At 53.6% G+C, this 26996-nt stretch carries 25 protein-coding genes, 5 tRNA genes and 1 riboswitch; of the genes, 20 read left to right on the plus strand and 10 right to left on the minus strand.

Annotation, left to right across the window (positions count from 1 at the left end; translation table 11 throughout):
• The first annotated feature begins 59 nt into the window (after positions 1–59).
• The 7 genes from CGL_RS06370 to CGL_RS06400 all read left to right on the plus strand — a co-directional run bounded on the left by CGL_RS06370 (position 60) and on the right by CGL_RS06400 (position 9636).
• A complete protein-coding gene (locus CGL_RS06370) occupies positions 60–548 on the plus strand; it encodes a flavin reductase family protein (protein ID WP_011014253.1) in 489 nt (162 codons plus the stop codon).
• 62 nt (positions 549–610) lie between these two features.
• Positions 611–1567, plus strand: a complete 957-nt coding sequence (locus tag CGL_RS06375; RefSeq protein WP_011014254.1) for a cation diffusion facilitator family transporter — start codon at positions 611–613, stop codon at positions 1565–1567.
• Positions 1568–1582: 15 nt separating this feature from the next.
• A complete protein-coding gene (locus tag CGL_RS06380) occupies positions 1583–3400 on the plus strand; it encodes a GmrSD restriction endonuclease domain-containing protein (protein WP_011014255.1) in 1818 nt (605 codons plus the stop codon).
• Positions 3401–3458: 58 nt separating this feature from the next.
• The gene (locus tag CGL_RS06385) at positions 3459–5204 is read left to right on the plus strand and encodes a hypothetical protein (RefSeq protein ID WP_011014256.1); all 1746 of its coding nucleotides are present in this window, start codon (positions 3459–3461) and stop codon (positions 5202–5204) included.
• A gap of 775 nt (positions 5205–5979) precedes the next feature.
• Positions 5980–7572 (plus strand): phosphoglycerate dehydrogenase, encoded by a 1593-nt coding sequence (gene serA, locus CGL_RS06390; protein WP_003854094.1) that lies wholly within the window; start codon positions 5980–5982, stop codon positions 7570–7572.
• Between the two features lie 137 nt (positions 7573–7709).
• Complete coding sequence (locus tag CGL_RS06395) at positions 7710–8579, plus strand: YbjN domain-containing protein (RefSeq protein ID WP_011014257.1); 870 nt, start codon at positions 7710–7712, stop codon at positions 8577–8579.
• Between the two features lie 34 nt (positions 8580–8613).
• Positions 8614–9636 carry a 3-isopropylmalate dehydrogenase gene (locus CGL_RS06400; RefSeq protein WP_011014258.1) on the plus strand — a complete coding sequence of 341 codons (1023 nt, stop codon included), beginning with the start codon at positions 8614–8616 and terminating at the stop codon, positions 9634–9636.
• A gap of 25 nt (positions 9637–9661) precedes the next feature.
• Here CGL_RS06400 and CGL_RS06405 read toward each other — a convergent pair whose 3' ends face one another.
• Positions 9662–10678 (minus strand): ABC transporter substrate-binding protein, encoded by a 1017-nt coding sequence (locus CGL_RS06405; protein WP_003861456.1) that lies wholly within the window; start codon positions 10676–10678, stop codon positions 9662–9664.
• A 135-nt stretch (positions 10679–10813) separates the two neighbouring features.
• Here CGL_RS06405 and CGL_RS06410 point away from each other — a divergent pair, with 135 nt between their 5' ends.
• From CGL_RS06410 to CGL_RS06425, 4 genes are read left to right on the plus strand one after another with little or no spacing between them, the layout of a single operon-like run.
• Complete coding sequence (locus tag CGL_RS06410; RefSeq protein WP_011014260.1) at positions 10814–12682, plus strand: CBS domain-containing protein; 1869 nt, start codon at positions 10814–10816, stop codon at positions 12680–12682.
• Positions 12682–13338 (plus strand): exonuclease domain-containing protein, encoded by a 657-nt coding sequence (locus CGL_RS06415; RefSeq protein ID WP_011014261.1) that lies wholly within the window; start codon positions 12682–12684, stop codon positions 13336–13338. The genes CGL_RS06410 and CGL_RS06415 overlap by 1 nt, the downstream gene beginning before the upstream one ends.
• Positions 13339–13383: 45 nt before the next feature.
• Positions 13384–14190, plus strand: coding sequence for a fumarylacetoacetate hydrolase family protein (locus CGL_RS06420; RefSeq protein ID WP_003861462.1), 807 nt, complete (start codon positions 13384–13386; stop codon positions 14188–14190).
• 1 nt (position 14191) lies between these two features.
• A complete protein-coding gene (locus CGL_RS06425; RefSeq protein ID WP_011014262.1) occupies positions 14192–14797 on the plus strand; it encodes a class I SAM-dependent methyltransferase in 606 nt (201 codons plus the stop codon).
• Positions 14798–15289: 492 nt separating this feature from the next.
• On the opposite strand, the gene CGL_RS06430 is transcribed toward CGL_RS06425, so the two are convergent.
• The gene (locus tag CGL_RS06430; RefSeq protein ID WP_011014263.1) at positions 15290–16420 is read right to left on the minus strand and encodes an isochorismate synthase; all 1131 of its coding nucleotides are present in this window, start codon (positions 16418–16420) and stop codon (positions 15290–15292) included.
• Positions 16421–16485: 65 nt separating this feature from the next.
• Here CGL_RS06430 and gltX point away from each other — a divergent pair, with 65 nt between their 5' ends.
• Positions 16486–17976 carry a glutamate--tRNA ligase gene (gltX, locus tag CGL_RS06435; protein ID WP_011265718.1) on the plus strand — a complete coding sequence of 497 codons (1491 nt, stop codon included), beginning with the start codon at positions 16486–16488 and terminating at the stop codon, positions 17974–17976.
• A 71-nt stretch (positions 17977–18047) separates the two neighbouring features.
• Here the strand turns inward: gltX and CGL_RS06440 are convergent, their stop codons facing one another.
• The 6 genes from CGL_RS06440 to CGL_RS06465 form a co-directional block, all read right to left on the minus strand.
• Complete coding sequence (locus CGL_RS06440; protein ID WP_011014265.1) at positions 18048–18263, minus strand: helix-turn-helix domain-containing protein; 216 nt, start codon at positions 18261–18263, stop codon at positions 18048–18050.
• Positions 18264–18737, minus strand: a complete 474-nt coding sequence (locus CGL_RS06445) for a DUF2975 domain-containing protein (RefSeq protein ID WP_011014266.1) — start codon at positions 18735–18737, stop codon at positions 18264–18266.
• Between the two features lie 116 nt (positions 18738–18853).
• Positions 18854–19378: an SRPBCC family protein gene (locus CGL_RS06450; protein ID WP_011014267.1), complete on the minus strand. Its 525-nt coding sequence runs from the start codon at positions 19376–19378 to the stop codon at positions 18854–18856.
• An 83-nt stretch (positions 19379–19461) separates the two neighbouring features.
• Positions 19462–19911 (minus strand): TetR/AcrR family transcriptional regulator, encoded by a 450-nt coding sequence (locus tag CGL_RS06455; protein ID WP_011014268.1) that lies wholly within the window; start codon positions 19909–19911, stop codon positions 19462–19464.
• Between the two features lie 88 nt (positions 19912–19999).
• Positions 20000–20290 carry a hypothetical protein gene (locus tag CGL_RS06460; protein WP_227747761.1) on the minus strand — a complete coding sequence of 97 codons (291 nt, stop codon included), beginning with the start codon at positions 20288–20290 and terminating at the stop codon, positions 20000–20002.
• A gap of 48 nt (positions 20291–20338) precedes the next feature.
• Positions 20339–20521, minus strand: a complete 183-nt coding sequence (locus CGL_RS06465; protein WP_011014270.1) for an SRPBCC family protein — start codon at positions 20519–20521, stop codon at positions 20339–20341.
• A gap of 196 nt (positions 20522–20717) precedes the next feature.
• Here CGL_RS06465 and CGL_RS06470 point away from each other — a divergent pair.
• The 6 genes from CGL_RS06470 (at position 20718) to CGL_RS06490 (ending at position 22770) form a co-directional block, all read left to right on the plus strand.
• A tRNA-Gln gene (locus CGL_RS06470) sits at positions 20718–20789 on the plus strand.
• A 38-nt stretch (positions 20790–20827) separates the two neighbouring features.
• Positions 20828–20900 (plus strand) — tRNA-Glu (locus CGL_RS06475).
• 66 nt (positions 20901–20966) lie between these two features.
• A tRNA-Gln gene (locus CGL_RS06480) sits at positions 20967–21038 on the plus strand.
• A gap of 37 nt (positions 21039–21075) precedes the next feature.
• Positions 21076–21148: transfer RNA gene (locus CGL_RS06485), tRNA-Glu, on the plus strand.
• Between the two features lie 1143 nt (positions 21149–22291).
• Complete coding sequence (locus CGL_RS15815; RefSeq protein WP_011265720.1) at positions 22292–22414, plus strand: hypothetical protein; 123 nt, start codon at positions 22292–22294, stop codon at positions 22412–22414.
• Positions 22415–22697: 283 nt separating this feature from the next.
• A tRNA-Glu gene (locus CGL_RS06490) sits at positions 22698–22770 on the plus strand.
• A 239-nt stretch (positions 22771–23009) separates the two neighbouring features.
• Here the strand turns inward: CGL_RS06490 and CGL_RS15855 are convergent.
• Positions 23010–23195 (minus strand): DoxX family protein, encoded by a 186-nt coding sequence (locus CGL_RS15855; protein WP_020948564.1) that lies wholly within the window; start codon positions 23193–23195, stop codon positions 23010–23012.
• A gap of 329 nt (positions 23196–23524) precedes the next feature.
• Here CGL_RS15855 and CGL_RS06500 point away from each other — a divergent pair, with 329 nt between their 5' ends.
• Together CGL_RS06500 and CGL_RS06505 are read left to right on the plus strand one after the other, a co-directional pair.
• A complete protein-coding gene (locus tag CGL_RS06500; protein ID WP_011014271.1) occupies positions 23525–24679 on the plus strand; it encodes a TRAFAC clade GTPase domain-containing protein in 1155 nt (384 codons plus the stop codon).
• A complete protein-coding gene (locus CGL_RS06505) occupies positions 24676–25002 on the plus strand; it encodes a hypothetical protein (RefSeq protein ID WP_011014272.1) in 327 nt (108 codons plus the stop codon). The genes CGL_RS06500 and CGL_RS06505 overlap by 4 nt, the downstream gene beginning before the upstream one ends.
• Here CGL_RS06505 and thiC read toward each other — a convergent pair.
• Positions 24999–26762: a phosphomethylpyrimidine synthase ThiC gene (thiC, locus tag CGL_RS06510; RefSeq protein ID WP_011014273.1), complete on the minus strand. Its 1764-nt coding sequence runs from the start codon at positions 26760–26762 to the stop codon at positions 24999–25001. The two genes, CGL_RS06505 and thiC, sit on opposite strands and share 4 nt — an antisense overlap.
• Positions 26759–26871, minus strand: a riboswitch (TPP riboswitch). (Overlaps the previous gene by 4 nt.)
• Between the last annotated feature and the right edge of the window lie 125 nt (positions 26872–26996).

Genomic DNA, 26996 nt, shown 5'->3' on the forward strand with positions numbered 1-26996 from the left:
TTGGGCAGCGGATGGGGTGTTTGTTCTTCTTATTCAAGTTTTTGGAAAGATAATTAACTATGACTTTAAAAACAGTAAACGGAACGCAGCTGCGAGACACTGTCGGATCGTTCCCTTCAGGTGTCACGGTGGTCACCACTACCGATGGGGAAGTGGACCACGGGTTGACTGTGAGTGCGTTCGTGTCCTTGTCGTTGGAGCCTGCCATGGTGTTGGTGAGTATCGATAAGAAATCAAGCGTTGTGCCGTTTTTGGAGCAGGGTTCACCAGTTGCTGTGTCTGTGTTATCGGAAGAGCAGAGCGATTTGGCCATCACATTTGGCCGTCATCTGGAAAACAAATTCGACGGCGTTTCCATTAAGCGTTCAACAAACAGGGCAGCGGTCTTGGAAGGTGCGTCAGCATGGTTGAGTGGCGCTGTGGTGGATAAATACCCAGGTGGAGATCACTTTATTATCACCATTGCCGTGGAAGAGTGTGCTCACGACGAGGAGCAAAAGCCACTTCTTTACCACCGTGGCAGGCTTTTTCAGTGGCAAGAAGATTAATTCTCCACCCCTTCATTTTCAATAAGCTTTCAATAAGGGGAGAAGTGTGCTTAGCTGGGGTCATGGAAAGCCACGATCTTCAGCAGCGCAGTTATGCGCACAATCCCGATGGCCACGACCACAGCCATGACGGACTCGGACACTCACATGCTCCCAGCTCCCTCAAGGCTCTTTTTGCGGTCATCATTTTCACCTCGATCATCTTCCTAGCGGAACTAATCGCCGGCCTTATTTCCGGATCTTTGGCACTGCTGGCTGACGCCATGCACATGCTGTCCGACTCCACTGGCTTGATCATTGCGGCTGTCGCCATGCTCATTGGCCGTCGGGCACGCACTTCTCGTGCGACCTACGGATACAAGCGTGCGGAAGTCTTGGCAGCGATGGTTAACGCCACCGTTGTTACAGCACTGTCTGTGTGGATCGTCGTTGAGGCCATCATGCGTCTGGGCAAGGACCTGGAAATCCAGACCAACCTGATGCTCATCGTCGCGGTCATTGGTTTTGTCACCAACGGAATTTCCGCCCTGGTGTTGATGCGCCACCAAGATGGCAATATCAATATGCGTGGAGCATTCCTTCACGTTCTCAGTGACATGCTGGGTTCCGTTGCCGTCATTATTGCGGGCCTGGTGATTCGCTACACGGGATGGATGCCGGCCGATACCATTGCTTCGATTGCGATTGCTGCGATTATTATTCCTCGCGCATTCAGCCTCCTGAAGGAAGCTCTCAATATCTTGTTGGAGCGTGTTCCTACAGGTGCGGAGCCTGCAGAGGTCGACGCAGCCCTTCGTAAAGTCCCAGGTGTCAGCGATGTGCATGATCTTCACATTTGGAGCATTGACGGCAAGGAAATCCTGGCCACGGTGCATTTGGTGGTGGATTCGTCTACAAATCAGCTGCATAGTTGTGGCGTGTTGGATCGGGCAGAAGCGGAACTATCCAAACTTGGGATCTTGCACTCAACAATTCAGCTGGAAAGCGCAGATCACAGTGATCATGAAAGTGTGTGCTGATATAGAGTATGTCCCATGGGGTTTTCCACACCAAGCTATCCGCTAAATGATCTGTTCGCCCGCATTGACCGAGGCGATATCCAACTTCCCGATTTTCAACGGGATTACGCTTGGGATGTTGATCGCATCCGAAGCCTTATAACCACTGTTCTTCGTGGTTTTCCAGTAGGTGTGCTGATGGCACTAGACACCCGCGGCGAGGAAATGCGTTTCCGGCCACGCGCGCTGTCCGGCGCCCCAGATACGGGCAAGGATCCAGGTCTTTTGCTTCTCGACGGACAACAGCGCCTCACCACCCTTTATCATTGCTTCAGTGGCGATGGCTATGTAAATACGGTGGACTTCCGATCAAAGAAAGTGACCCGGAAGTTTTATATTGATGTTGCTAAGGCTGTTGAATCTCCGGTCATGTCCGATGAGGCTATTTTTTCAGTCGACGAAACCGGCAAAATCATCTCCCACTTCGGTCCAGTGATCGACGGCGGCATCACCGATTTAGAAACAGCACTTGCTCATGGTTGCCTTCCAGTTTCTGTGCTGCTGGATGATAACGGCACTGATTTCCTCTTTGACCTCGCCGATATGGCAGGAGAAGGCGCTCGCGAACACGCGAAGCGCTTCCAATCACAAATCGTTAAGACCTTAGTTAGTTACGACATCCCAATGATCCGACTGGATCGTGAAACCGCCAAGGGTGGAATTGGTTCCATCTTTGCTCAGGCCAATAGCTCTGGCTTGCAGATGGATGTCTTTGATTTGCTCACCGCGGTGTTCGCAGCCGATGAATCGGTGGAGACCGAATTCTCACTGCGTGATGACTGGGTGCGGGTTGAACGAAACCTTCGCCAACACTCCGCACTTGATGGCATCGGCAGCACGGAGTTCCTCACCGCAGTAGCCCTGTTGGTCAGTGCCCGCAAGGGACATGCGTCTGGTTACCGTGAAGATATCTTGAACTTGACGCTGGCTGAATACATTCCTGCTGCCGATGAAATGATCAAGGGCTTCGACGAGGCGGCTGAATTCCTGCGTCAGCGATGCATTTTGAGTCTCGACCAGGTTCCATACACCGCGCAGATTGTTCCACTGGCCGTGATCCTCACCCTGCTTGATGCAGAAGAAATGGCCACCGCACGTTCATGGGATCGTTTGAATCAGTGGTTCTGGAGCGGTGTCTTGGGTGAGCTTTATGGCTCGCCTGCTGTGATCGCACGTTCCGGTCGCGATACCGATCAAGTTGCTGCGTGGATTCGTGAAGGTGCCGGCGAAACTGCGGTTGTGCCAAAGACTATTCGCGATACCGTTTTCCACGAATCACGTCTTCTCAGTGCAACCCAAGACACCGGAGTGTGGAAGGGTATCTTCGCACTGCTCATGGGCAGGGGAGCACGCGACTGGCGCACCGGACAGCAGTTTGATCGCTGGACTTTTGATGAGCTGGGTTGCAATTTCCACCAGATTTTCCCCACCAAATGGTGCAAGGAACGCGGCATCGATCCTGTCCTTACGGAATCAGTACTGAACCGCACCCCGATGGGTCGCCGTACCGAAGTAGTCATCGGCGATACCCCTCCATCCCGCTACCTGTCTCGTGTTCAATCCAAGTCGCTCATGGGTGATGAGGAATTCGATCAGATGCTGGATACCCACCTGCTCAGCGCGGAAGACCTGCACAGTTCCAACACCACGCACTTCTTTGCTTCTCGACGCACCAACTTCATCGACATGGTCGAGGATGCCATCGGTAAAGCGGTGATCAGGGACGTCAACGAGTCAGATCTCACCGGTGGACACGATGGTCCCGATGCATTTGGAGACGCTGCCGAGGAGTAGTGTCCACCTGCTCGGTTAGGATTGACCGAAAGAGTACTTCAACCTTTAGGACATCCATTTGACACATCTTGTTTCTCCGGTACGTCGCATTATTGCAGCAACCACCACAGCAGTGGTGGCGCTAGGCCTGGTTTCCTGTTCAACGGACAGCAGCCAGGAAGGCGCCAACGGTGCTGCGGAGGTGATGGCGGAGGGCGCGTCGACAAGCGAAGTTGTCGACGATTCGCCCTACCGCGAAGCGCGCGCTGAAAACGTGGCGCGTGTGGTGTCGGAGGATTTTCCGAGTACCCCGACGGTGATCAGTGACGCCGACTACTCCGGAATCAAGGCTAGCGAGTTGTTTTTTGATTCCTCTGACAATGTTGTTGTCGCTGGCAATGGTATTGCAGAGGAGCTGCGCGCGGCCTCGATCGGTGTGGTTGCGCATGCGCCGGTTCTGCATGCGCGCGGTGATAATAACGCCGCAGTCATGGCGGAAATTGAGCGTCTCGGCGCTTCAACGGTGTTGTTGATTGGCGATGCGCTGCCAGAACTTGCCGAGGATGAGACGATCACCAAAGTCATTCATGACGACGGTACCGAAGAAGGATTAGCGCAGCTCACCGCTTTGCAATTTGAGACGAAACAGGTTGACACGGTGGAGGATCTGGTTCGGGAAACCGCCAGCCTCACCCCTGAGGATCAAACACTGCTCGCACCTGCATGGGGTGGTGTGGCGCCGACGCCTTCCGACGACAAGCTGGCTGCCTTCCCGCTGCAGTCCAAACGTGACGGTGAAATGTCGCCGATCGTGATTGCCAGCCCAGAATCTGGAATCTCCGCTGTGGCGACTGCGCGTGCATTCGGCGCAGAAATTCGATTCATGGATTATCCCGACCCGCGATTCAACCAAGAGCAGATGAAGATGGTTGCCGGCCTGGCTGATCGTCCTTTGCTTGCACTCGGTGATCAATTTGGGACCGGCGAACAGCTCGCGGAAAAGATCAAGCGTGGGGAAGAAGTAACCACTGAACTACCCGGCGGTGGAGGACTTGTTTTCCCAGGTCGACGCATGGTGGCACTGTACGGACACCCATCCGGACCAGCTTTAGGCGCACTTGGTGAACAACCAGCCGCCGAAGCCGTGGCGCGCGCGACCGACATGGCTGCGCAGTACCAAGAGTTCGAAGACCAGCCCGTGATTCCGGCATTCGAAGTAATCGCAACGGTTGCCTCTGAATTCGCAGGCGACGACGGCAACTACTCCAACGAATTCCCCGTGGAAGATCTAGTCGGATACGTTGACGCCATCACCGAAGCCGGCGGATACGCAGTCCTGGATCTTCAACCCGGACGCGCCAACTTCCTCGACCAAGCCAAAATGTATGAAGAACTCCTCAAACGACCAAACGTTGGATTGGCGCTAGATCCCGAGTGGAAAATCGGACCCGATGAGCAACCCATGACACGAGTGGGCTCTGCAGATGCCGCCGAAATCAACGAAGTATCCCAGTGGCTCGCCGACCTGACCGCCGAGAACGATCTTCCACAAAAGGCATTTGTACTGCACCAATTCCAATTGGAAATGCTCACCAATCGGGATCAAATCAATACCGATCACCTGGAACTGGCTGTCGTGTTGCACGCAGATGGACACGGAAACGCAGGGGATAAGTACGCAACTTGGAACATGCTTCGCGAGGGACTGAGCCCGAACTACTTCATGGCGTGGAAAAACTTCTACGACGAGGATTTCCCGACCTTCACTCCGCAACAAACCTATGAAGAGGTCGATCCGCGACCATGGTTTGTGTCGTATCAGTAGTTTCGGGGAGCTTCGGGCTCGCTTGTTGGCAATGTGAGCGGTGAGTTAGCTTTCGACCAAACCACACTGCCCACGAATCCTAGAAATGGGATCCGTGGGCATTCGTGTCTGGTTTAACGGCCTTGAAACCGGACAGGATTGCCCAAAGTAGTCGAATTTCCAGTTCGTGGGCATGTGTGTTTGGTCAGGTTTAGTCGGGTCGAAAAATGAACTCGGAATCGGTAAAAAGTGACCTCACAGAATCGCTTCTAAGGGCCGTTCAAAGTGTTGCCTATACAAACACATGTTCTGACTGCCCGACCTCTTAAAATGGCGTTAAATGGCGCGAAATGGAAAACGCCTCGTGGCCTGGATGGAGCGTTAGTACGAGACCAGTACGAGACCAGACACACGTGACAAAAAATCCTGAAAAGTGGAATCATTGTCACGCCTGTCTGGTTTAGCTCTGGTTCGGGACGGGCGTGGAATGGAGGCAGTGCACCGAGACCTTGACCCGCGGCCCGACAAGCCAAAAGTCCCCAAAACAAACCCACCCCGCCGGAGACGTGAATAAAATTCGCAGCTCATTCCATCAGCGTAAACGCAGCTTTTTGCATGGTGAGACACCTTTGGGGGTAAATCTCACAGCATGAATCTCTGGGTTAGATGACTTTCTGGGTGGGGGAGGGTTTAGAATGTTTCTAGTCGCACGCCAAAACCCGGCGTGGACACGTCTGCAGCCGACGCGGTCGTGCCTGTTGTAGACGGACATTCCTAGTTTTTCCAGGAGTAACTTGTGAGCCAGAATGGCCGTCCGGTAGTCCTCATCGCCGATAAGCTTGCGCAGTCCACTGTTGACGCGCTTGGAGATGCAGTAGAAGTCCGTTGGGTTGACGGACCTAACCGCCCAGAACTGCTTGATGCAGTTAAGGAAGCGGACGCACTGCTCGTGCGTTCTGCTACCACTGTCGATGCTGAAGTCATCGCCGCTGCCCCTAACTTGAAGATCGTCGGTCGTGCCGGCGTGGGCTTGGACAACGTTGACATCCCTGCTGCCACTGAAGCTGGCGTCATGGTTGCTAACGCACCGACCTCTAATATTCACTCCGCTTGTGAGCACGCAATTTCTTTGCTGCTGTCTACTGCTCGCCAGATCCCTGCTGCTGATGCGACGCTGCGTGAGGGCGAGTGGAAGCGGTCTTCTTTCAACGGTGTGGAAATTTTCGGAAAAACTGTCGGTATCGTCGGTTTTGGCCACATTGGTCAGTTGTTTGCTCAGCGTCTTGCTGCGTTTGAGACCACCATTGTTGCTTACGATCCTTACGCTAACCCTGCTCGTGCGGCTCAGCTGAACGTTGAGTTGGTTGAGTTGGATGAGCTGATGAGCCGTTCTGACTTTGTCACCATTCACCTTCCTAAGACCAAGGAAACTGCTGGCATGTTTGATGCGCAGCTCCTTGCTAAGTCCAAGAAGGGCCAGATCATCATCAACGCTGCTCGTGGTGGCCTTGTTGATGAGCAGGCTTTGGCTGATGCGATTGAGTCCGGTCACATTCGTGGCGCTGGTTTCGATGTGTACTCCACCGAGCCTTGCACTGATTCTCCTTTGTTCAAGTTGCCTCAGGTTGTTGTGACTCCTCACTTGGGTGCTTCTACTGAAGAGGCTCAGGATCGTGCGGGTACTGACGTTGCTGATTCTGTGCTCAAGGCGCTGGCTGGCGAGTTCGTGGCGGATGCTGTGAACGTTTCCGGTGGTCGCGTGGGCGAAGAGGTTGCTGTGTGGATGGATCTGGCTCGCAAGCTTGGTCTTCTTGCTGGCAAGCTTGTCGACGCCGCCCCAGTCTCCATTGAGGTTGAGGCTCGAGGCGAGCTTTCTTCCGAGCAGGTCGATGCACTTGGTTTGTCCGCTGTTCGTGGTTTGTTCTCCGGAATTATCGAAGAGTCCGTTACTTTCGTCAACGCTCCTCGCATTGCTGAAGAGCGTGGCCTGGACATCTCCGTGAAGACCAACTCTGAGTCTGTTACTCACCGTTCCGTCCTGCAGGTCAAGGTCATTACTGGCAGCGGCGCGAGCGCAACTGTTGTTGGTGCCCTGACTGGTCTTGAGCGCGTTGAGAAGATCACCCGCATCAATGGCCGTGGCCTGGATCTGCGCGCAGAGGGTCTGAACCTCTTCCTGCAGTACACTGACGCTCCTGGTGCACTGGGTACCGTTGGTACCAAGCTGGGTGCTGCTGGCATCAACATCGAGGCTGCTGCGTTGACTCAGGCTGAGAAGGGTGACGGCGCTGTCCTGATCCTGCGTGTTGAGTCCGCTGTCTCTGAAGAGCTGGAAGCTGAAATCAACGCTGAGTTGGGTGCTACTTCCTTCCAGGTTGATCTTGACTAATTAGAGATCCATTTGCTTGAACCGCCTTCCCATCTTTGAATTCATTCAAGGTGGTAAGGCGGTTTTCGCTCTTTTAATACAGTTTTAAAGGTAGATTTGGGAGAGAAGATTTCCCTTAAGAAAGGTTCTTAACAACCATGCCGCCTGCGACGCTGTTCAATGTTTTGACTTCAGCTGGACTTGACCCTCACCAGTCAGGTGATGCCATTGTTGTCGAGTCTGCCCATTTCACATTGACGTTCACGTGGGATGAGTGGCTGCGAGCTCAAGCGACGTGGGTGGGGGAGTTGAGTGCGTCGGATTATGTGCGTTCTATTGTGGCGATTAACTCTGCCCATGATGCACGGGCAACGCCGAAGATGATGTTGGATGCCCCGACTGGTCTGACAACGGTGCTTAAGGCGGATAAGGGTCAGTTGCAGGCGTTTGCCGTGGAGGCGCTGCCGATTGGCGATGGCCTCAGCGAGGCTCAGTTGGCGGGGTTTGTGGCTGCCGCGTTTGATGGCGCCATCGACCTCACTCGTGAGTTTCATGCACTTTACCCGGAGCGCTCGCCGCAGGAGCGCGGCGCAATGCTCAACATTAAGCTTGTCGACGCCTCCCCCTCTCAAACAGTTACGCCCGTGCGAGTAGCTAACTGGTTCATGGATCAGGGGGTGGAGGAAGTTCCTTATGATGCAGCTTCTGGGCGCATCAGCTTTGAGCTGGGTGACACCCCAGTGGATGTGATTTTGGATGATCCCGAGTTGTTGAAGATCCAAGCCGTGGTGGTTGCTGACCGCGATGTGGAAGCCACTGAAGTTTTACATTTGTGTAATCGAGCGAACCTGGATTCTGATCACTCCACCATTTTTATGCGTTCGGATGGGGATGATGTGGATTTCGTCGCCACGGTTGCGGTGCCGATTCGTGCTGGTCTGAACGATTTCCAGTTGAGTCAAGCCCTGCATGATGGGGTAGTGGGGGTTGTTGGGCAGGTACGAGCTGTGATCAATCAGCTACACTAGTGAAGTCCATATAGTGAGAAGGGAATCCCACAACATGAAACTTGCTGTTATTGGTGGAGATGGTATCGGCCCAGAGGTTACTGCAGAAGCCCTCAAGGTTCTAAACGCTGTCCGCGACGACATCGAGACCACCGATTATGACCTTGGCGCACGCCGTTACCTCAAAAATGGCGAGCTGCTCACCGACGAGGATCTGGCATCCCTGCGCGAGCATGACGCGATCCTTCTTGGCGCTATCGGTGCACCAGGTTCCGTCCCTCCAGGAATTCTCGAGCGTGGTTTGCTGCTGAAGATGCGATTCGCACTGGATCACCACGTGAACCTGCGCCCATCCAAGCTGTACGACGGCGTGGAGTCCCCACTGCGTAACCCAGGCAAGATTGATTTCGTTGTGGTCCGCGAAGGTACCGAAGGCGCCTACACTGGCAACGGTGGAGCAATCCGCGTGGGAACCCCTCACGAGATTGCCAATGAAACCTCCGTGAACACTCGCTACGGCGCTGAGCGCGTTATTCGCTACGCATTCGAGCTGGCACAGAGCCGCCGCAAGAAGCTCACCCTCGTGCACAAGACCAACGTCCTGGTTCACGGTGGTGGCCTGTGGCAGCGCACCGTAGATGAGGTTGCAAAGGAATACCCAGAGGTAGCCGTCGATTACAACCACATCGATGCAGCAACCATCTATCTGGTCACTGATCCTTCCCGCTTCGATGTGATTGTTACCGATAACCTCTTCGGCGACATCCTCACCGATGAGGCAGGCGCAGTCTCTGGCGGAATTGGCCTCGCAGCATCCGGCAACATCGATGCCACGGGCACCAACCCTTCCATGTTCGAGCCAGTCCACGGCTCTGCACCAGATATCGCAGGCCAGGGAATCGCAGACCCAACGGCAGCAATCCTATCCGCTGCGATGCTGCTGCGTCACTTAGGTGATGAAGACAACGCAGTACGTATTGAAACAGCCATCGCAGCTGATGTGGCTGGCCGAGATAACTCTCAGCCGATTTCTACCACTGAGGTGGGAGACCGCATCGTCAAGGCGCTGCAAAGCTAAATTTCAACGCCGACCCCCTTGCCTTTTATGGCGAGGGGTTTACTTTTCGGTATGGGTTGAATTGGTTGGTGTAAATACTTGCTGGATTGATATCGGGGACGTCGTATTGGCGGTCAATCCAGTGGGACCACATGCTGAACTCCCTATCACTGAGCACTCCACCTCGGGTTGCGATGCCCGAATGCTCCCAATATCTAAAGCTGGATATTCTATCACTCTGACCATGGGCTTCGAGGTAGTTGAAATAAACTTCGCGCACTTCTTCAGGGGAGTGGGATCGTTCAAACTCGATTGCCTGAGCTACTCCATCCACTAATTCTCCAACCACTGCGGGGTGCTCGTCGATGAGTTTTTGCGACACCACCATGCAGCCAGTGTTGAGTTCCTGCACAAGGTCTGAATCCTCTGCCAAGATCCGAAAATCTCCAGTTTCAAGCGCTTGGTGTTTAGCGCTATCGGTGACCCAAATTGCATCAACTTGCCCCTGGTAGAGGCGTTGTTCTAAGTACTCACCGGGTAATGCACGTTGAGTGACGCTCACGATCTCAGGTTCGGTGAGACCGGCGTCGAATAGATGACGCTCAACCATCGCAGATCCCAGAGCACCGAGGGTGTTTATGCCAACTGTTTTGCCAATGAGATCGTGCACTTCGTGTATCTCACTGTCTTTAAGGACTAGAAGTGCAGAAGAAGAATCGTGGGAAATTCCGTAACTTGCGGCCACTGCTTTGATGGGCGCACCGGTGGCTATCTCTCCTGCAACAAGGCCAATGAAGGGGACTGCCGCGAAGTCAATGTCATCCTTTTTGAGCGATTCAATGGACTCAACGCCGCCTTGTACAGATCCGACTACTTGGAGCTCAATGTTGTTCAAATACCCAAGCGCAACTGCTAATTCCACGAAGTTTAGATTGAAATCAGAGACCTGATACCGCAGCACAGTGGATTCTTTAGTGTAGGAGTCAGGAGGCTCTGGAACGCATGACACTAACAACGTGATGCCAAAAAGTACGAAAAAAGTACGAATGAAAGTGAAGCTCATCGAACGTTGATGCATGGAAGTTACTTTCGCTAAAGCAATATAACGCACTTTAACATATTTCCCCCCATCTTTTTGTTCTCAAATTTATTTGTACTCGAATGCAGGATTTCGAGACAATGAGGCAGTTTTTCTTTTATGGTTAATCTCATGTCGGTCGAACTCGAAGAAATCCGCGATTTCTTAGCAGGATTTGAACCTTTCGCGCAGCTACCAGCCGAGGAACTAGATCAGTTACCTGGAAAAATGAGCTTGCGCTATTTTCGGCGTGGGGAAGAGATCATCCCAATTGGTGTGCCCAATCATTACATGGGGGTAATCAGATCGGGTGCCATTGATGTTCTTGATCAGGAGGGCGTACTGCTGGATCGCCGTGACGCGGGGCGCTCGTTTGGCTATTCCACGATGGGGCCAGAACGAAATTCTCGGTACCGTATGGTTGCCGTGGAAGATTCCTTGGTGTTGCGTCTGGGGCGTGATGATTTTGATGAGTTAGCCAAGCGCAACCCTGATCTGAACCGTTACTACTCCAGCTGGTCGAAGCGTATCCGCGCCGCTGCTGATCAATTGCGCCAAGAATCTAGTTCGAAGGTGCTGCGCACGAAGTTGGGGGAGTTCAAGATCGCCAACCCGATTTCCTGCAGCCCGGACACCACGATCATGGATGCTGCCATCAAGATGGATGAGTTCGGGGTGTCTTCGTTGCTGGTGCAGATCGATGGGGAACTCAAAGGCATCATCACCGATCGCGATATGCGCAGCAGGGTGGTGGCGAAGGATTTGGATATTCAGCTGCCGGTCTCTGAGGTCATGACGGTGGATCCGCGTTGCGCGACCTCGCAGGGGTTGGCTTTTGAGGCCATGTTGTTGATGTCGGAGCTGCGCATTCACCACTTGCCGATTGTGGATGATGGCCAAATCTCCGGCATCGTCACTGCAGCTGACATCATGCGCTTGCTGCGCCACGATCCGATTTACCTCACTGCGGATCTGTCGCGAAAAAATACCGTGGAGGAATTGGCCAACACCTTCCAGTCGGCAGCGGAGGTGGCTTCGAGATTTATTGATCGGGGAGCTTCTGCGGAAGAAGTCAGTAGCTTGCTCACCGTGGCTGCGGATTCTTTGGCAAGAAGGCTCCTTGTGCTGGCGGAGCGGAAATTTGGTGCACCGCCAGTTCCGTATTGCTTTGTGGTGGTGGGCTCGCAGGGCAGGAAAGAAATGGGACTGGCCTCTGATCAAGACAATGCCCTTGTTCTGGACAATTCCTACAATGACCGCGAGCATGGACAGTATTTTGCAGCGCTGAGTGAATTCGTGTGCCAGGGCCTCGACCGCGCAGGACAGGTGCTGTGTCCGGGTGACATGATGGCATCCAATCCGGAGTGGCGGAAAACTGCTGACCAGTGGATCTCCACCTTCCATTCCTGGATTACTGCGCCGGAGCCGGATGCGTTGCTGCATGCCCAGACATTCTTTGATTTCAGGGGAATTTACGGCGACACCGAGATGGCTAAGGATGTCCACCAAAATGCGGTGAATATGGCCAGGGGTGCGCGTCGCATGCATGCACACTTGGCTAGTCTTGCGGCCCGGCGCGATCCTCCGCTGGGGTTTTTCCGTGGTCTTGTGGTGGAGCGTTCTGGTGAATACGGCGCGACGATGGATATTAAGAAGGGTGGCACCGCGGGCATCGTGCAGATGGCGAGGCTGTATGCGCTGGCCACGGGTAGTGATGCGATTGGGACTCGGGAGCGGTTGATTGCTGCGTCGGGCCATGGTCAGGTGTCGCGTAAGGGTGCGCAGGATTTGTTGGATGCCTTTGATTTCTTAGCGGCGATGGCGTTCCAGCACCAGGCGCGGTTGATCAAGGTGGGGGAGAAGCCGAACTATCACATTGATCCCAAGACGTTGGGCAAGATGGATCGGGAGCATTTGCGCGATGCATTTTCCATTATTAAAGATATGCAGTCGGCGTTAGCTACTAAATATCCGGTGAGGAACATCTAGTGTTGGGGCGTCGAAAAGCGAAAATACGGCGCGCAACCGGCGCGTTGCAGGAGTTTTATTCCGTGCCGCGGCCGGGGGCGTCGACACGCATTGAAGACCTGAAGCTTCTGGCTGTGGACGTGGAAACGACGGGCCTGAAGCCCCACCGGCATCAAATTGTGTCGATTGGGTGGGTGCCGATTAACGGCGACGTGATTGATCTGAGCGGCGCGGGGTATGTGGTGATTCGCGGCAGCGAGGGGTTTTCGGTCGGCTCGTCTGCGGTGATTCACCAGCTCACCGACGATGAAATCGCCGCGGGTATCGACATCAAAGAGGCGCTTGGCCAACTACTGCAGGCGCTCCAGGGACGCGCCATGCTGGCGCATTTTTCACCCATCGAGCGCGATTTTATTTCGGCCGCATGCCTCAAGCATTTCGGAACGCTTCTCGACGTCCCCCTCGTGGATACTTTTGCCATGGAACGCCGCCACATGGAGAGGATGTCCACCTACCCACGTGGCGAAGACCTCCGGCTTGCACGCATTCGACAACGATATGGTCTTCCCAATTACTCCAATCACCAGGCATTAACCGACGCTTTGGCGTGCGCCGAGGTGTATTTGGTGCAGATCACGCACCTTCGGGCGAACACCCTCAAAGATATTTGGGAATAGGGGTCATCGTGCAGGCCCCCACACCCAACGCGTAACATAACGGTCATGCGTTTTGGACGAATTGCCACCCCAGATGGAATGTGTTTTTGCTCAATTGAAGGCGAAGGCGATGATGTAGCTAACCTCACCGCCCGTGAGATCGAGGGTACCCCCTTCACTGAACCAAAGTTCACCGGTCGCGAATGGCCACTTAAAGATGTACGCCTGCTGGCACCAATGCTGCCAAGCAAAGTCGTCGCGATTGGCCGTAACTACGCCGATCACGTTGCTGAGGTGTTTAAGAAGTCCGCAGAATCACTGCCACCAACCCTGTTCCTGAAGCCACCAACAGCTGTCACCGGACCAGAGTCCCCAATCCGAATCCCTTCCTTTGCCACCAAGGTGGAATTCGAAGGTGAGCTCGCAGTAGTTATCGGCAAGCCCTGCAAGAACGTCAAGGCTGATGACTGGAAGTCTGTCGTTTTGGGCTTCACCATCATCAACGACGTCTCCTCCCGTGACCTCCAGTTCGCTGACGGCCAGTGGGCACGCGCTAAGGGCATTGACACCTTCGGCCCCATCGGACCATGGATTGAAACTGACATCAACTCCATCGACTTGGACAACCTGCCCATCAAGGCACGCCTCACCCACGACGGCGAAACCCAATTGAAGCAGGACTCCAACTCCAACCAGATGATCATGAAGATGGGCGAAATTATCGAGTTCATCACCGCCTCCATGACCCTGCTCCCAGGCGACGTTATTGCAACCGGTTCTCCAGCAGGCACCGAAGCAATGGTTGACGGCGACTACATCGAAATCGAAATTCCAGGCATCGGCAAGCTGGGCAACCCAGTTGTGGACGCCTAAAATGGATCACCACCATCACGATCATGGGGAGAAGCGTCCGTACGACCAGGTCACCCCAGAATCCATGGAGAATCAATACACCACCACGGAACAAGTCTGGAGCGGCAACCCCAACCAAGCACTCATCGCCTACTTGGGTGAAGAGCCAGCTGAAGGCACCGCACTAGACATTGGCTGTGGCGAAGGCGCTGACCTCGTGTGGCTGTCCTCCAAGGGATACGTCACCACCGGCATCGACTTCGCACCAACTGCAGTGAAGCGCGCGAAACAAAACGCCCCATCAGCCGAAGTCCTCTTGGTATCATTCACCGAATTCGCCATCGAATCCGGTCGCCAATTCGACCTCGTCAGCTGCTCGTACGGCCAAATCCCAGCCAACGACACCTCCGTCGCGCAACTGGAAAACCTCGTCGCACCCGGCGGAACCCTCCTGTTCACCCACCACGACTTTGAATCAGAATCCGCAGCAACCCCAAAGTGGCTGTCGGAAAACCTGAGCGAAGCCTTCCGTGTCGAACTAGTGGAATCCTTCGAACGTGACATCAAAACCGGCGCTGGCGCACACCACCACGTGGACATTGTGCTCAAGGCAACGAAGGTTGATTAAGGTTTTTAGTGGGTTTTTGAGGCCATCCGGGATTACTCGGGTGGCCTTTAGTCACGTTTGGGGTCTCTATTAAGGGCTTATGGTGACTTGCGGGGCTTTCCGAAGCGTTAAGTTCGATTTCACGGTTTCGGTTTCTTATGCTCAATACCTTCCGCTCAATTTCTCAAGCTCAATTTCAGTCGGAAAATGGGGTTTTTCCTAGCGAAATCGCCGTTAAGAAATTGAGCGCGGGAAATTGGAATTGAGAAACCGCTCCCATGAACTCGCCAATGAGAAATCGTCACCGAGAAATCGAACTTAAGGAGGGGAGAGCTCCCCTAAACCCAGCTGCGGAACTGATACAGCTCGATTTCTCATGTGCTGACTTCACGTGCTCAACTTCTCATCACACGACATCAGTAGTGAAAGCCCGGAATCCGGAGTGCAGTCTGCCCACGAGAAGTTGAGCGTGAGAAGTCAGCTCACGTGAAGTCGGTGTTTTAAGACCACATCTCACAAACCAAGCGAGCGCATGATGGTTTGGAGCTTCGCGGTGGTTTCATCAAACTCTTCTTGGGCGTCTGATTCGGCGACGATGCCTCCGCCTGCCCATGCTCTGGCCCAGGTTCCGTCTTCGGATACTTCGGCGCAGCGGATGGCTACCATGTATTCGCCGTCTCCGGTGGAGTCACACCAGCCGACTGCTCCGGCGTAGAAGTTTCGGGGGGATTCCGCTTCGATGATGAGGGCTTCGGCGGCGTCGGTGGGGGTGCCACAGATCGCGGGGGTGGGGTGTGTGCGGATGGCTAGTTCTAGTGCGGTGATGTGTGGGTACTTGAGGGTGCCAACGATGGGTGTTGCGAGGTGCCACATTTCGTTGGTTTTGGTCAGTTCAGGAACTGTTGGGGCGTCGAATTGTGAGCACAGTGGTTCCAGGATGGTGCGCAGGTGGTTGACCACGTAGGAGTGTTCTTCTAGGTTTTTGGCGCTGGCCAGGAGGTTTTGTCCTTGGGCTTCATCGCGCACTGGATCGGCAAGCCGTGGTGCGGAGCCGGCCAGTGGGTATGCGGTGATGGTGGAACCTTGGCGTTTGATTAACACCTCCGGGGAGGATCCAACCAGCATGTGGCCTGCAAAGTCTGGGCCTGCAGGGGTCAGGTCGGCGATGAAACCGTCCTTGTTGTGGGAGTTATCAATCAAACGTGCGGCCACCAGCAGGGGATCAACGGGTGGCTCGAAGGAGATGTCCACGGCGCGCGCGAGCACAACTTTGTTCAGGACAGTGTTGTTGATGGTATTGATGGCTGCATTGACGCGTCGTAAATGCTCAATCGGTGAGGGATCAATTCCTGCGACGCTGGCGTGCAGTACTGAGCCTGGTCCAAACCTGTAGTAGGCGTGAGGTTCTAGGGGGCCGTCTTCGCGGATGATGTGTTCTGGGACAGTCAGTGCTGCTGGTTTGTCCCGTTCGAAGGGCAAAGCACCCACCACCATGGCTACGCGCCCTTGTTTAAGGGCGTCTACTGCCTCCCAGGGATCGGTGAATACTTCTTTTGATCCTTGGGTGCGCACAGACCCGTGGCCTCTGGATAAGAGGAAATCTGGGGCGGTGTTGGGGGCAGAGGGGTTGCGGTGGGCAGACATGGTTAGCCATTCTAATCCCAGTAGAACTGGGGTAAACGCGCGGGCGGTGGGTGCGGGCTATTAACATGGCCTGCATGACTGATGTTCGTGTTCGTTTCTGCCCATCGCCCACCGGCACCCCACACGTTGGACTTGTGCGCACCGCGCTGTTCAACTGGGCATATGCTCGCCACACTGGAGGCAAGTTAGTTTTCCGCATTGAGGACACTGACGCTGCCCGCGATTCCGAGGAGTCTTACTCCGCCATCATCGATTCCCTGCGCTGGTTGGGAATGGACTGGGATGAGGGTGTGGAAAAGGGCGGCCCGCATGAGCCCTACCGCCAGTCGCAGCGCAAGGACATCTATCAGGATGTGTTGAAGCAGCTTATCGACGCCGGTGAAGTCTACCCAGCTTATTCCACCGCGGAAGAGGTTGAGGAGCGACACAAGGCTGCTGGCCGCGATCCAAAGCTCGGCTACGACAACTTTGACCGTGATCTCACCGAAGAGCAGGTCGCAGCATTTGAGGCTGAGGGGCGTAAGCCTGTGTGGCGTCTGCGCATGCCAGAGCAGGATTGGAAGTGGACTGACCTGGTCCGCGGTGAAGTTGAGTTCAAGTCGTTCACCCAGCCTGACTTCGTGGTTGCTCGTTCCAACGGTGAGCCTTTGTACACCCTGGTCAACCCTGTTGATGATGCGTTGATGGAAGTCACCCATGTGCTGCGTGGTGAGGATCTTTTGCCATCGACTCCTCGTCAGCTTGCTCTGTATGAGGCGCTCAAGCGCATTGGCGTGGCAAAGGCCACCCCAGCCTTTGGTCACCTGCCATTTGTGATGGGTGAGGGCAACAAGAAGCTGTCTAAGCGTGATCCACAGTCCAGCCTGTTCAACCACCGTGACAACGGCATCATCCCAGAGGGCATGCTCAACTACCTGGCGCTGCTGGGTTGGTCACTGTCTGCTGATCAGGACATTTTCGGTGTCGATGAGTTGATCGCTAACTTTGATGTCGCTGACGTGTTGGGCAACCCAGCTCGCTTTGACCAGAAGAAGCTTGAGGCCATCAACGCGGATCACATCCGACTTCTGGAGCCTAAGGATTTCGAGGCTCGCCTGCGCGCGTACATGACTGAGTACACCGAGTTCCCAGCGGATTACCCAGCTGAGAAGTTTGCCATTGCTGCGGAGCTGGTTCAGACCCGCATCAAGGTGCTCAGCGAGGCGTGGGATCTGCTGAAGTTCCTGGTCACCGCTGACGAAGATCTGGTGTTCAATGAGAAGGCTGCCAAGAAGAACCTCAAGGAGACCGCTGTTGAGCCTCTCAACGCCGGTATCGCAGCGCTGGAGGCAGTGGAGGAGTGGACCACTCCAAACATTGAAGCAGCATTGAACAAGGCTCTCATTGAGGATCTAGGCCTGAAGCCTCGCGTGGCGTTCGGTGCGTTGCGCATTGGTATCTCCGGCGAGGCTGTATCCCCACCACTGTTTGAGTCCATGGAGCTTTTGGGCAAGGAATCCACGTTGGTTCGTCTGAAGGTTACTCGTGAGCAGACCCCATTCGTGGTCGCTGAGTAAAACCTGTAGATGAACAAAAGCCCGTCTCCGTTCAGAATTTCTGAGGGAGGTGGGCTCTTTGCGTTTCGGGTTTAGTTGTGGAGGGAGGCGTCGTAACGCAAAATGTCGCCCGGCTGGCAGCCGAGCTCGCGGCAAATGGCCTCCAATGTGCTGAAGCGTATCGCTTTTGCGCGCCCGTTTTTTAAGACCGAGAGGTTGGCTGGGGTGATGCCGATTTTTTCGGCGAGTTCGCCGACGCCCATTTTGCGGCGGGCGAGCATGACATCGATGTCGACGATGATGGCCATTTAGATCACCGATTCCAGTTCCGTGGAGAATCCGATGGCGCGGGCCAGGAGTGCGCGCATGATTTTTACCAGCAGGGATACGCCCGTGATGAGCATCGCGAGGATGAGACCGAAGACGATGGCTCCGGGGGCGTCGTCGACTTCTGCGACGATGTAGGCCATTGGGAGGAGTAAAACGGCGCCGGCTGCGATGGTGATGGCAATTCGATCAACCCAGGCGAGCGAGTGGGCGTCGAAGATTTCATCGTCTTCCACGAGACGCAGTAGCGCGAACAGACAGACGATGATGAACTGCACGAGCCCGAAACCGATGATCACGAAGCTCGCGAGAATGGTGAGCGGGATGGGGGAGAGCTCGCCGGAGTTGAGGCCATCGCGCACGATTTTGATGGCGAGCAGGACTTGCAGCACCAACAGTGCGAGGAAGGCCGCGCCGAAAATGATGCGAAGCAGCATGAGGATGCGGGGATTCATGGGGAACCTTTCAGACATGCGCCGTGGATGGGCGTATCGTTTCAAGATGTAAATCTATCGAAAAACGATATGTCTACGCAAGCTTAAAACCCCCACGTTATGTAGGGGTTGGAGGTTTACTCGGCTTCGATCAGTGCTTTCAACTGGCGGTTTGAGTTCTCTTTGATCCTGCTGATGCTGGCCAAAAAGGGCACTCCGGGGGATAGTACGCCACTAAAGGACATTGATTGATCCACCTCAGTGCGACCATCTTCCAAAGGCTTCAGCTCGATCGTGTCGGTGACGGTGAGCAGCCAACGCGCAACAATTTTGGTGGACCACGTCAATTCACGGTGTGGACGCAGCACGTCGATGGTGGGGCGAAACTTCAAAGTGAGGCGATTGGTCTCTGGGTGCCTTGTTTTCATCTTGAGCTTCATGCCCTGCTCGATCTCACCAGGCGCCTGCACGTACAGAATGTGCTCATTCCACTCCGGCACGCGGTTGGTCTCCTCGATGAAATCCCAGACCTTTTCCACCGGCGCATCAATCTCAATGGAATTATCGGCGCGCAGCGGAAGTGCACGGCTGACCGCCCAAGAGGACAAAGCTGCAATTCCTGTCCAGAAAATCAGCGGCAACAACAGTGCTGGAAACGGCATTGGGGGAGTTTCCCTTCAACTTCGGGGCTTAGTAGAGGCCGGATAGGGGCTTGCGATCTCCCCACAGCTTAGCGCCTTTTTGCTCAGCCTTGGTCGAATACTTGTGTGTCAAATGCCCGCGCGCCGATCTCCCACACGCCATCCGCGGGGGATCCATTGTTGGGGCCGGCGAATCGGGCGTCGATTTCCAGGATGGCCATGCCGTGCGCGAATGCCCACAGTGCTTGACCCTTGATCGGATCGTGGCCGGTGACCAGGTAGAATGGCGTTCCTGCCCAAGTTTCTAGGCCTTCTGGAAGTAGCTCGCGGGGGAACTCTGAACTGGTGAGAAGCCGGTAAATATTTGGATTTTCCCGAGCCATGGAGCGGTATTCCGCAAGCAAATCCTCCACACTTTCACAATGTTCATGCAGGCTTTGCCCCAGCTGAATAAATGCCTTCGTGGCGATGTGTGCGGCGATATCCTCGCGCGTTTTTACATGCTTGTACAGCGACGGCGCCTTGATATTTAGCTCCGCGGCCAGGGTTCGCATGCTCACATTCGCCCAGCCACGTGTTTCCACCAACCGCCACGCGGTATCAATAATTTCCGCTAGGCGGCCAGGGGGGGATCGGGAAAAATCACTGCTCTTTAGACTCCACAAAATTTGCAAGTGCTTTATTGGATGCCTCAAATGATGCCCCCAAATCCATAAACAGTGGGGCAAACATCCCGAGAATCCCCGTAAAACTCTCCGACTGCGTCACCTTCGTGCTCTCGCCTGCAGGCTCCAGCACAAACGAATGGTTGCCGTCCATCAGCCCGGGAAACGCCACATGTCCCAGCCAGCGCAGCTCGCGGGCGGGTTCCGCCGCGAGGATGGTCGGAGTAGAGCTTATCGACGAACCCCCCTCCTTGTTTGTAAACGCCACGGTGTTCCCAACCACCGCTTCACCACTGAAAGACGTGATGGTGGGATGTCACTGCGGGAAGGGCTCTAGATCACTCAACACCTCCCACACCTGATCTGGTTGGGCATCGATGGTGATTTCTCTGGTGGTGGTTGCAGGTAAGAGCTGGCTTAAGCCAAAGGAGAGTGCAGGTAGAGCTATGACAAGGCCAAGTGCGATGAACAAGATGCGGGACTGCTTCTTTGTTTTCATGAGCTTTCATCTCTGGTGATGTGTTGGGCAACTAATCTCCGGGCTAACGGTGTTGGCTAATTTTGGCTAGAGGGTATTTCCTGCAATTTTCTAACCCGGCAACCTGCAGATTTGGCCGTATTGCATGGTTGTGGTTATAGTATTCCTCGTTGAACAGCGCGCCATGCGAGTTGCTTGGAGCTTAAGTTTTAAACATTGGCCTATGGTGTAATTGGCAACACAACGGTTTCTGGTACCGTCATTCTAGGTTCGAGTCCTGGTAGGCCAGCTGCGATCAGCTGGATAAACAATTGATCGTGTCCTAATGCCCCGTTCGTCTAGCGGCCTAGGACGCCGGCCTCTCACGCCGGTAACACGGGTTCAAATCCCGTACGGGGTACTCCGCATCATTTATTTGCGGTAAGTTTTTAAATGTTTTACAAGGTTTACAATCTTGAAAAACGATTGGCCTATGGTGTAATTGGCAACACAACGGTTTCTGGTACCGTCATTCTAGGTTCGAGTCCTGGTAGGCCAGCTGCGATCAGCTGGAAAACAATTGATCGTGTCCTAATGCCCCGTTCGTCTAGCGGCCTAGGACGCCGGCCTCTCACGCCGGTAACACGGGTTCAAATCCCGTACGGGGTACTCTTAAAAGCATCCACCCTTCATCAATTGAGGGTTGGATGTTTTGTGTTTGCTAACACATCTGACATCACCCCCTCCCAGGACAAATGTACGGGCTCATGTAGCAGGGGATTTTAAAAATGCGGGGGTGAAAGATCTCCAGCGGTTGCGGAGTTAAATCGCAAAAGCCTTTACCGAGATTCGGTCTCGGGTTAAAGTCAGGTTCATACAGAGAAGTTCATAGCCGATCACCAACAAGTTGTTGCTCTAACCAGCACAAATGCAACTTTGGAGGCTTCGGAAAGGGCGCTCTGGAGTCAATGGAACCGACCAGTAAAAGGAGAGTGTATGGCAGTAAGTGGAATGAAAAAGAAGTTCGGACGCAATGACGCCGTCCTCCCGGCAGCTGGCATCGCCATAACCAAAGATTCCAAGCGCTAGAGATGCGTGAATCAGGAGCTCGCCCCGACATGACACATCGTTGCAGTCAACTGACACCCAACTTCTCCTTCTTCAACAACCCACACTCGGCACATTAAGCCCGCAGCGGGCAACAGCGGACGCAACGACGAGAACAATTAACTCGAGTTGACGAAACCTCCGCACCGACGCCGGAAAGCGGTGGCAGCAGGTTGAAGCCACTGTGAGGAGTTGAGAGGGTCAGTCAGAGAACTACACAACGACCCTTATAAGCCCAGACACCTTCATTCGAAACCATTATTCGAAAGAGGGTGTCGTTACAGGTTTTAGGGGCCTCTTATCTTCATTGGGTATCGTCACAGTGTGGATTATGGGCAGTTTGGGGGAGTGCTCGAAATGGGGCCTGGGAGTTCATTTAAGCAGTAGCGCCGGAATACTTTTTCAACCAGAGCGTGCAGTAACTCAATAAGATCTCCACGCAATTCGAGCTCGATGCCCGCAGGCGCGATTTAAGAACTGTTCTAATACTTGTGGCTTTGAATTTTGCTGAACGTCCTGCAAATCAAAAAACAAGCCATGCGGAAGTATCGGTATTCGTCATTTCACGAAGAGATAACGACAACTAGCGATCACCGACTCTGAGATCTGTGCTGGGGCACGCCATAATGGGGCTTATCCATCACGGATCTAGTTAAATTCCAGGATGGGAAACCGGAGCCGCTAAGAAATTCTTCATCAGCCAATGTGCAGAAGTTACTTCGCGACGGTGAATTCTTGATGGAGCAAGTTGTTGGTCTGGGCGCAGAGCTGCATGCCCTAGGATGTGAAAACCCAACGTTGATCGCGATGGGCAACGTTGTTTTCTAGGCATTGTCCAAACCGGATGTGATTGATGAGCTCAGAGCAAAGCTCGGTTCAGATACAAGGGCTGTCAAAGTAACGCATTACTCGAAAGGCGCTGGAATTTATCACGATGACTATATGGCACGAGTTTTTGGAGAGCTGAAGCATCATGGGATCATGTGGGGTGCGGAAGGGTCTAGGTGTTTTTACGGGTTTATAACTCACTGGAAAAAAGTCACCTGACCTCGTTATTTGTATGAATAGCATTTCGTGGTTTATTGTTATTGAGTCGTAAAAACACGAACAAGCCCCGTTCGTCTAGTGGCCTAGGACGCCGGCCTCTCACGCCGGTAACACGGGTTCAAATCCCGTACGGGGTACAATCGAAGAAGCCACTCAGTGAATTTCACTGAGTGGCTTCTTTTTTCATTGGGTAACTCTATCGACTTCAGAACATTCTAGATAGAACATGGTTATAGATAAGGAGTGTCTCACGCCTTCAATAAAGGTGTTGTGCTGACTCCATCAACAAATTGCACCACTCGAGATCAACCATTCAGAGCGCAAATGGAAGAACGAGCACTGCAATTGAAAGCGCAAGCAATCCAAGGTAGTTAATTCAAAATGCCTGTCCAAGGAAGCGCGCTCGTATATGAGCAACGGCAGGAATTAAGAAATAGGCGATCACTCCGATGTTGGCTGCTAGGGCAATATCGGGTATCCAAATCCCAGCGATAAGTCCAGTTGCAGGGAGTAGTTTGATGGCAATTAGTGTCCACCACCAATCGCGTGGGGGAGCCGGCACGCTGGGTATGTTCGCTCTCGATCATCGTGTCGAAAATCTAGTACTACTAGTGCATTTTTGTCGCCTACTGCCATTAACTGTTTCAGTGCTTACACCAGCTAATTCAGCGATTCCTCGAATTGTTATGGCAGCAAAGACCAGTTCCTGGAAAAGTTGCACTGCAGCCTTGAGAACACGTGCCTGCGTCGCCTGTTTAAGCCGCTTGCAGTTGGAATCTGCTATTAGTCATCCTTTGAATGAACATGTTCATTTTAGTATCAGGTTCGAGACAGAGATAGCCCATCACTTTCGGGAGGATTTCAATTATATGGTGGCCAATTACAGCTAGCATGAAGCACATGAATAACTCCGTAGATCAACAAATCGCCCTCTTTGGTCAATCTGGTAGTGGCAAAACCGCCCTACTTTGCTCTTTTTATGGCGCTGCACGAGATTCAACTCAAAGTGAAGGTCAGCTATTTGAACTCAGTGCAAAAGATGATCGGCATACCAAACTAATGAAGATGTATCTGGGAATGAAAGAAGATTCCCTAGCGCCACCCCAAAATAGATTCGAGTCTCATAAGACTGTCTTTTCCCTAAAACAGAAAAACATCCCAATTAAGGATGCTGCTAAATCTGATCAGGTGAATCTCACTTGGCATGATTATCCAGGTGAATGGTTTGAGGGTGGAGCTGTAACGGACTCGGAAAAGCAGGATAAAGTTGAAACGTTTAGAAACCTGCTGGGCTCAGATGTAGCGCTATTTTTAGTTGACGGTCAAAAGCTGCATGATTACGCCAATGAAGAGGAGCGCTATCTTAGCTATTTATTTGATGGATTCATTGAAAACCTAAATCAGATCAAAGATGCAATCCTGGAGGGTGGGAAACAGCTCCAACAGTTCCCACGAATTTGGGTAATTGCTTTATCCAAAGCTGATCTATGGCCAGATCTCCAAGTAAAAGATTTTGAGAATCTACTTAATAAGAAAGCTGGCAATGAAATTATTGCGCTGCGTTCAAAGCTTTTGGAGTTTATCGATAACGACGAAGCTTTCTCCTTCGGTAAAGATTTCCTTTTGCTCTCTTCGGCGAAGTTCACTCCAGGCCATATTGATATAAGCCAGCGCAAGGGTGTTGATGTCCTCCTCCCGTTGGCTTGTGTATTGCCCATGCAACGCCATTTGTGGTGGCAGGAGCTGAAAGTTTTGCCAATTAACCTGGCTGATATACTTTTGGGAAATGAAATTGCCCAAATGGGTTTCAAGATCGTTTCCAAAGTTTTGAAAAACAAAGTATCTGGAACAAATAACAAGGCGATGGCGGCATTGGTTTTCGCTGAACTTGTGAGGGATATGGTTGATCAGCCAACTGAATTGCTTCAGAAGGCTCGTGAGGAAGCCGTCGGAAGGCGTGAATTCCTTAAAGCGATTACTGCAGAATTCACCAGGAAGCTGAATCAAGCCGAAGCTGATCAGGTTTTAGTTCGGGACTTTGCATGACACTCATGTGGGCAACCCGTGGAAAAGACTGGGGTTTCCGATTTCTTGATGATGGTGGGGAGCTCGATCCACTCCTGATCTATAAGCAGGCATTTGCAGACCGCGAATTGGCCGGTGAATTTGTGCTAATTCGCCCGGAATTCACGGCCACGCGCATGTTTGATCCTCTAGGACGCACCGACCATGCTGGCCGCATAATTCCACATGACTTTGTCCTTCGGGGGCAGTTCGCGGAAGGCGTCACCACATTGGAGGATGTTCAGGAAATTATTTGGCCATTGGTCGAAAAACGATATGAGGCTATCTGGGATCGCTCTGTCTAACGCCGATAAACCTCCGCACCACCAGCAATAAATTCCCGGGATTTCTCAGCCATCCCCTCCCGTGCCCCACTAGAAGCAACAGCACTAGAAGAATCCCCAACCCCAGGCATCCCCAATTCCGCGATTTGATCGCCAAACATATCGCGAATGTCCTGGCTAATTCGCATGGAGCAGAACTTCGGGCCACACATTGAACAGAAGTGTGCGGTTTTCGCAGGCTCTGCCGGCAGGGTTTCGTCGTGATAAGCGATTGCAGTGTCGGGGTCGAGGGAGAGCGCAAACTGATCATTCCAACGGAATTCAAAACGCGCTTTACTCATGGCGTCGTCCCAGGCACGCGCGCCGGGATGACCCTTGGCCACATCTGCTGCGTGGGCAGCGAGCTTGTAGGTGATTACGCCGGTTTTGACGTCGTCACGGTTGGGCAGGCCAAGGTGTTCTTTCGGGGTGACATAACACAGCATGGCGGTGCCACCCATGGCGATGTGAGCTGCACCAATGGCAGAAGTGATGTGGTCATAACCTGGAGCGATGTCGGTAACTAGTGGTCCAAGAGTGTAAAAAGGTGCGTCCGCTGCCCACTTTTGTTCCAGCTCGTTGTTTTCCTGGATCATGTTTAGTGGCACGTGTCCAGGTCCTTCGACCATTACTTGTACATCGTATTCCCAGGCGCGTTGGGTGAGCTCACCAATGGTTTTCAGCTCGGCGAATTGCGCGGCGTCGTTGGCATCGGCAAGCGATCCGGGGCGTAGGCCATCACCGAGGGAGAATGCGACGTCATATTGTGCAAAGATTTCGCACAGCTCGTCGAAATGCTCGTAGAGGAATGATTCGCGGTGATGCGCCAGACACCAACCGGCCATAATGGATCCGCCGCGGGAGACAATGCCGGTGACACGACGGGTAGTCAGTGGGATATAAGCCAGCAGGACGCCGGCGTGGATGGTCATATAGTCCACGCCTTGTTCACACTGCTCAATGATGGTATCGCGGAATACTTCCCAGTTAAGGTCTGCGGCCACGCCATTTACTTTTTCCAGCGCTTGGTAGATCGGGACGGTGCCGATAGGAACGGGGGAGTTGCGGATAATCCATTCGCGGGTGGTGTGAATATCATCGCCGGTGGATAGATCCATCACGGTATCGGCACCCCAGCGCGTGGCCCACTGCAGCTTGGACACCTCTTCCTCGATTGAAGAGGTGACCGCAGAATTGCCAATATTGGCGTTGATTTTGGTCAAAAATTTGCGACCAATAATCATCGGTTCAGATTCGGGGTGGTTGACGTTGTTGGGAATAATGGCCCGACCGCGCGCCACCTCAGAGCGCACAAACTCCGCATCAACGTGTTCGCGCAGCGCTACAAACTCCATTTCACGAGTAATCACGCCAGCACGTGCATAGGCCATTTGGGTGACTCTTTTGCCAGGTAGCGCCTTCAAAGGAGCTGGTTTTTGGCCTTTCCACTCAGCCGAAGCTTGACCTCGACGCATTGCCGAGCGGCCGTCGTCGATAAGCAAACGCTCGCGCCCCTGATAGGTGGCAACGTCGCCGCGGGCGGTGATCCATGACTCGCGCAGCCGCGGAAGTCCCTGCTTGGGGTTGGTTTCTGGGCCACGGGTGCGGTAGATGCGGAAGGGTTCGTTGGGGCCGCTTGGCGAGTCATCGAGGCGGATTTCGGTCTCCGGGACCTCGAGACCGTCCTTGCGGATGGGGGAGTAGCTATGTTTCGGGTGGATCTCATTTTGGGTAGGCGTCATTGCACCATTCCTCTCTTCCTTCGCCGGTGCTAACCGGACAGGTTCAAACGGTGCTCGCGCAGCAATCAGCGCGATCTCAGCCCGTGCTCGGGCGCCCGTGGGGACTGCCTTCAAAACTAGCGCGTTGCACGCGTGCGCGTAAAAGTTACCCCCTTGCGGGGGTTAAGAGAGGGCGCTTTTCGACGCGGTGATGGTGGGGTACGCCTACGTAGTGGTTCTAACTCGGCCGTTGCT

This window comes from Corynebacterium glutamicum ATCC 13032 (genome assembly GCF_000011325.1).
Taxonomy (GTDB): Bacteria; Actinomycetota; Actinomycetes; order Mycobacteriales; family Mycobacteriaceae; genus Corynebacterium; species Corynebacterium glutamicum.

Bases quoted from the DNA above. Each gene is read 5' to 3' on its own strand.
- CGL_RS06505 (WP_011014272.1), top strand. From the start codon at position 24,676: ATGACACTCATGTGGGCAACCCGTGGAAAAGACTGGGGTTTCCGATTT.
- CGL_RS06440 (WP_011014265.1), bottom strand. From the start codon at position 18,263: ATGGCCATCATCGTCGACATCGATGTCATGCTCGCCCGCCGCAAAATG.
- CGL_RS06395 (WP_011014257.1), top strand. From the start codon at position 7,710: ATGCCGCCTGCGACGCTGTTCAATGTTTTGACTTCAGCTGGACTTGAC.
- CGL_RS06370 (WP_011014253.1), top strand. From the start codon at position 60: ATGACTTTAAAAACAGTAAACGGAACGCAGCTGCGAGACACTGTCGGA.
- CGL_RS06375 (WP_011014254.1), top strand. From the start codon at position 611: ATGGAAAGCCACGATCTTCAGCAGCGCAGTTATGCGCACAATCCCGAT.
- CGL_RS06445 (WP_011014266.1), bottom strand. From the start codon at position 18,737: ATGAATCCCCGCATCCTCATGCTGCTTCGCATCATTTTCGGCGCGGCC.
- CGL_RS06420 (WP_003861462.1), top strand. From the start codon at position 13,384: ATGCGTTTTGGACGAATTGCCACCCCAGATGGAATGTGTTTTTGCTCA.
- CGL_RS06405 (WP_003861456.1), bottom strand. From the start codon at position 10,678: ATGAGCTTCACTTTCATTCGTACTTTTTTCGTACTTTTTGGCATCACG.
- gltX (WP_011265718.1), top strand. From the start codon at position 16,486: ATGGCCTGCATGACTGATGTTCGTGTTCGTTTCTGCCCATCGCCCACC.
- CGL_RS06450 (WP_011014267.1), bottom strand. From the start codon at position 19,378: ATGCCGTTTCCAGCACTGTTGTTGCCGCTGATTTTCTGGACAGGAATT.
- CGL_RS06455 (WP_011014268.1), bottom strand. From the start codon at position 19,911: ATGCGAACCCTGGCCGCGGAGCTAAATATCAAGGCGCCGTCGCTGTAC.
- CGL_RS06410 (WP_011014260.1), top strand. From the start codon at position 10,814: ATGGTTAATCTCATGTCGGTCGAACTCGAAGAAATCCGCGATTTCTTA.
- CGL_RS06465 (WP_011014270.1), bottom strand. From the start codon at position 20,521: ATGAAAACAAAGAAGCAGTCCCGCATCTTGTTCATCGCACTTGGCCTT.
- thiC (WP_011014273.1), bottom strand. From the start codon at position 26,762: ATGACGCCTACCCAAAATGAGATCCACCCGAAACATAGCTACTCCCCC.
- CGL_RS06425 (WP_011014262.1), top strand. From the start codon at position 14,192: ATGGATCACCACCATCACGATCATGGGGAGAAGCGTCCGTACGACCAG.
- CGL_RS06500 (WP_011014271.1), top strand. From the start codon at position 23,525: ATGAAGCACATGAATAACTCCGTAGATCAACAAATCGCCCTCTTTGGT.
- CGL_RS06430 (WP_011014263.1), bottom strand. From the start codon at position 16,420: ATGTCTGCCCACCGCAACCCCTCTGCCCCCAACACCGCCCCAGATTTC.
- CGL_RS06400 (WP_011014258.1), top strand. From the start codon at position 8,614: ATGAAACTTGCTGTTATTGGTGGAGATGGTATCGGCCCAGAGGTTACT.
- CGL_RS06380 (WP_011014255.1), top strand. From the start codon at position 1,583: ATGGGGTTTTCCACACCAAGCTATCCGCTAAATGATCTGTTCGCCCGC.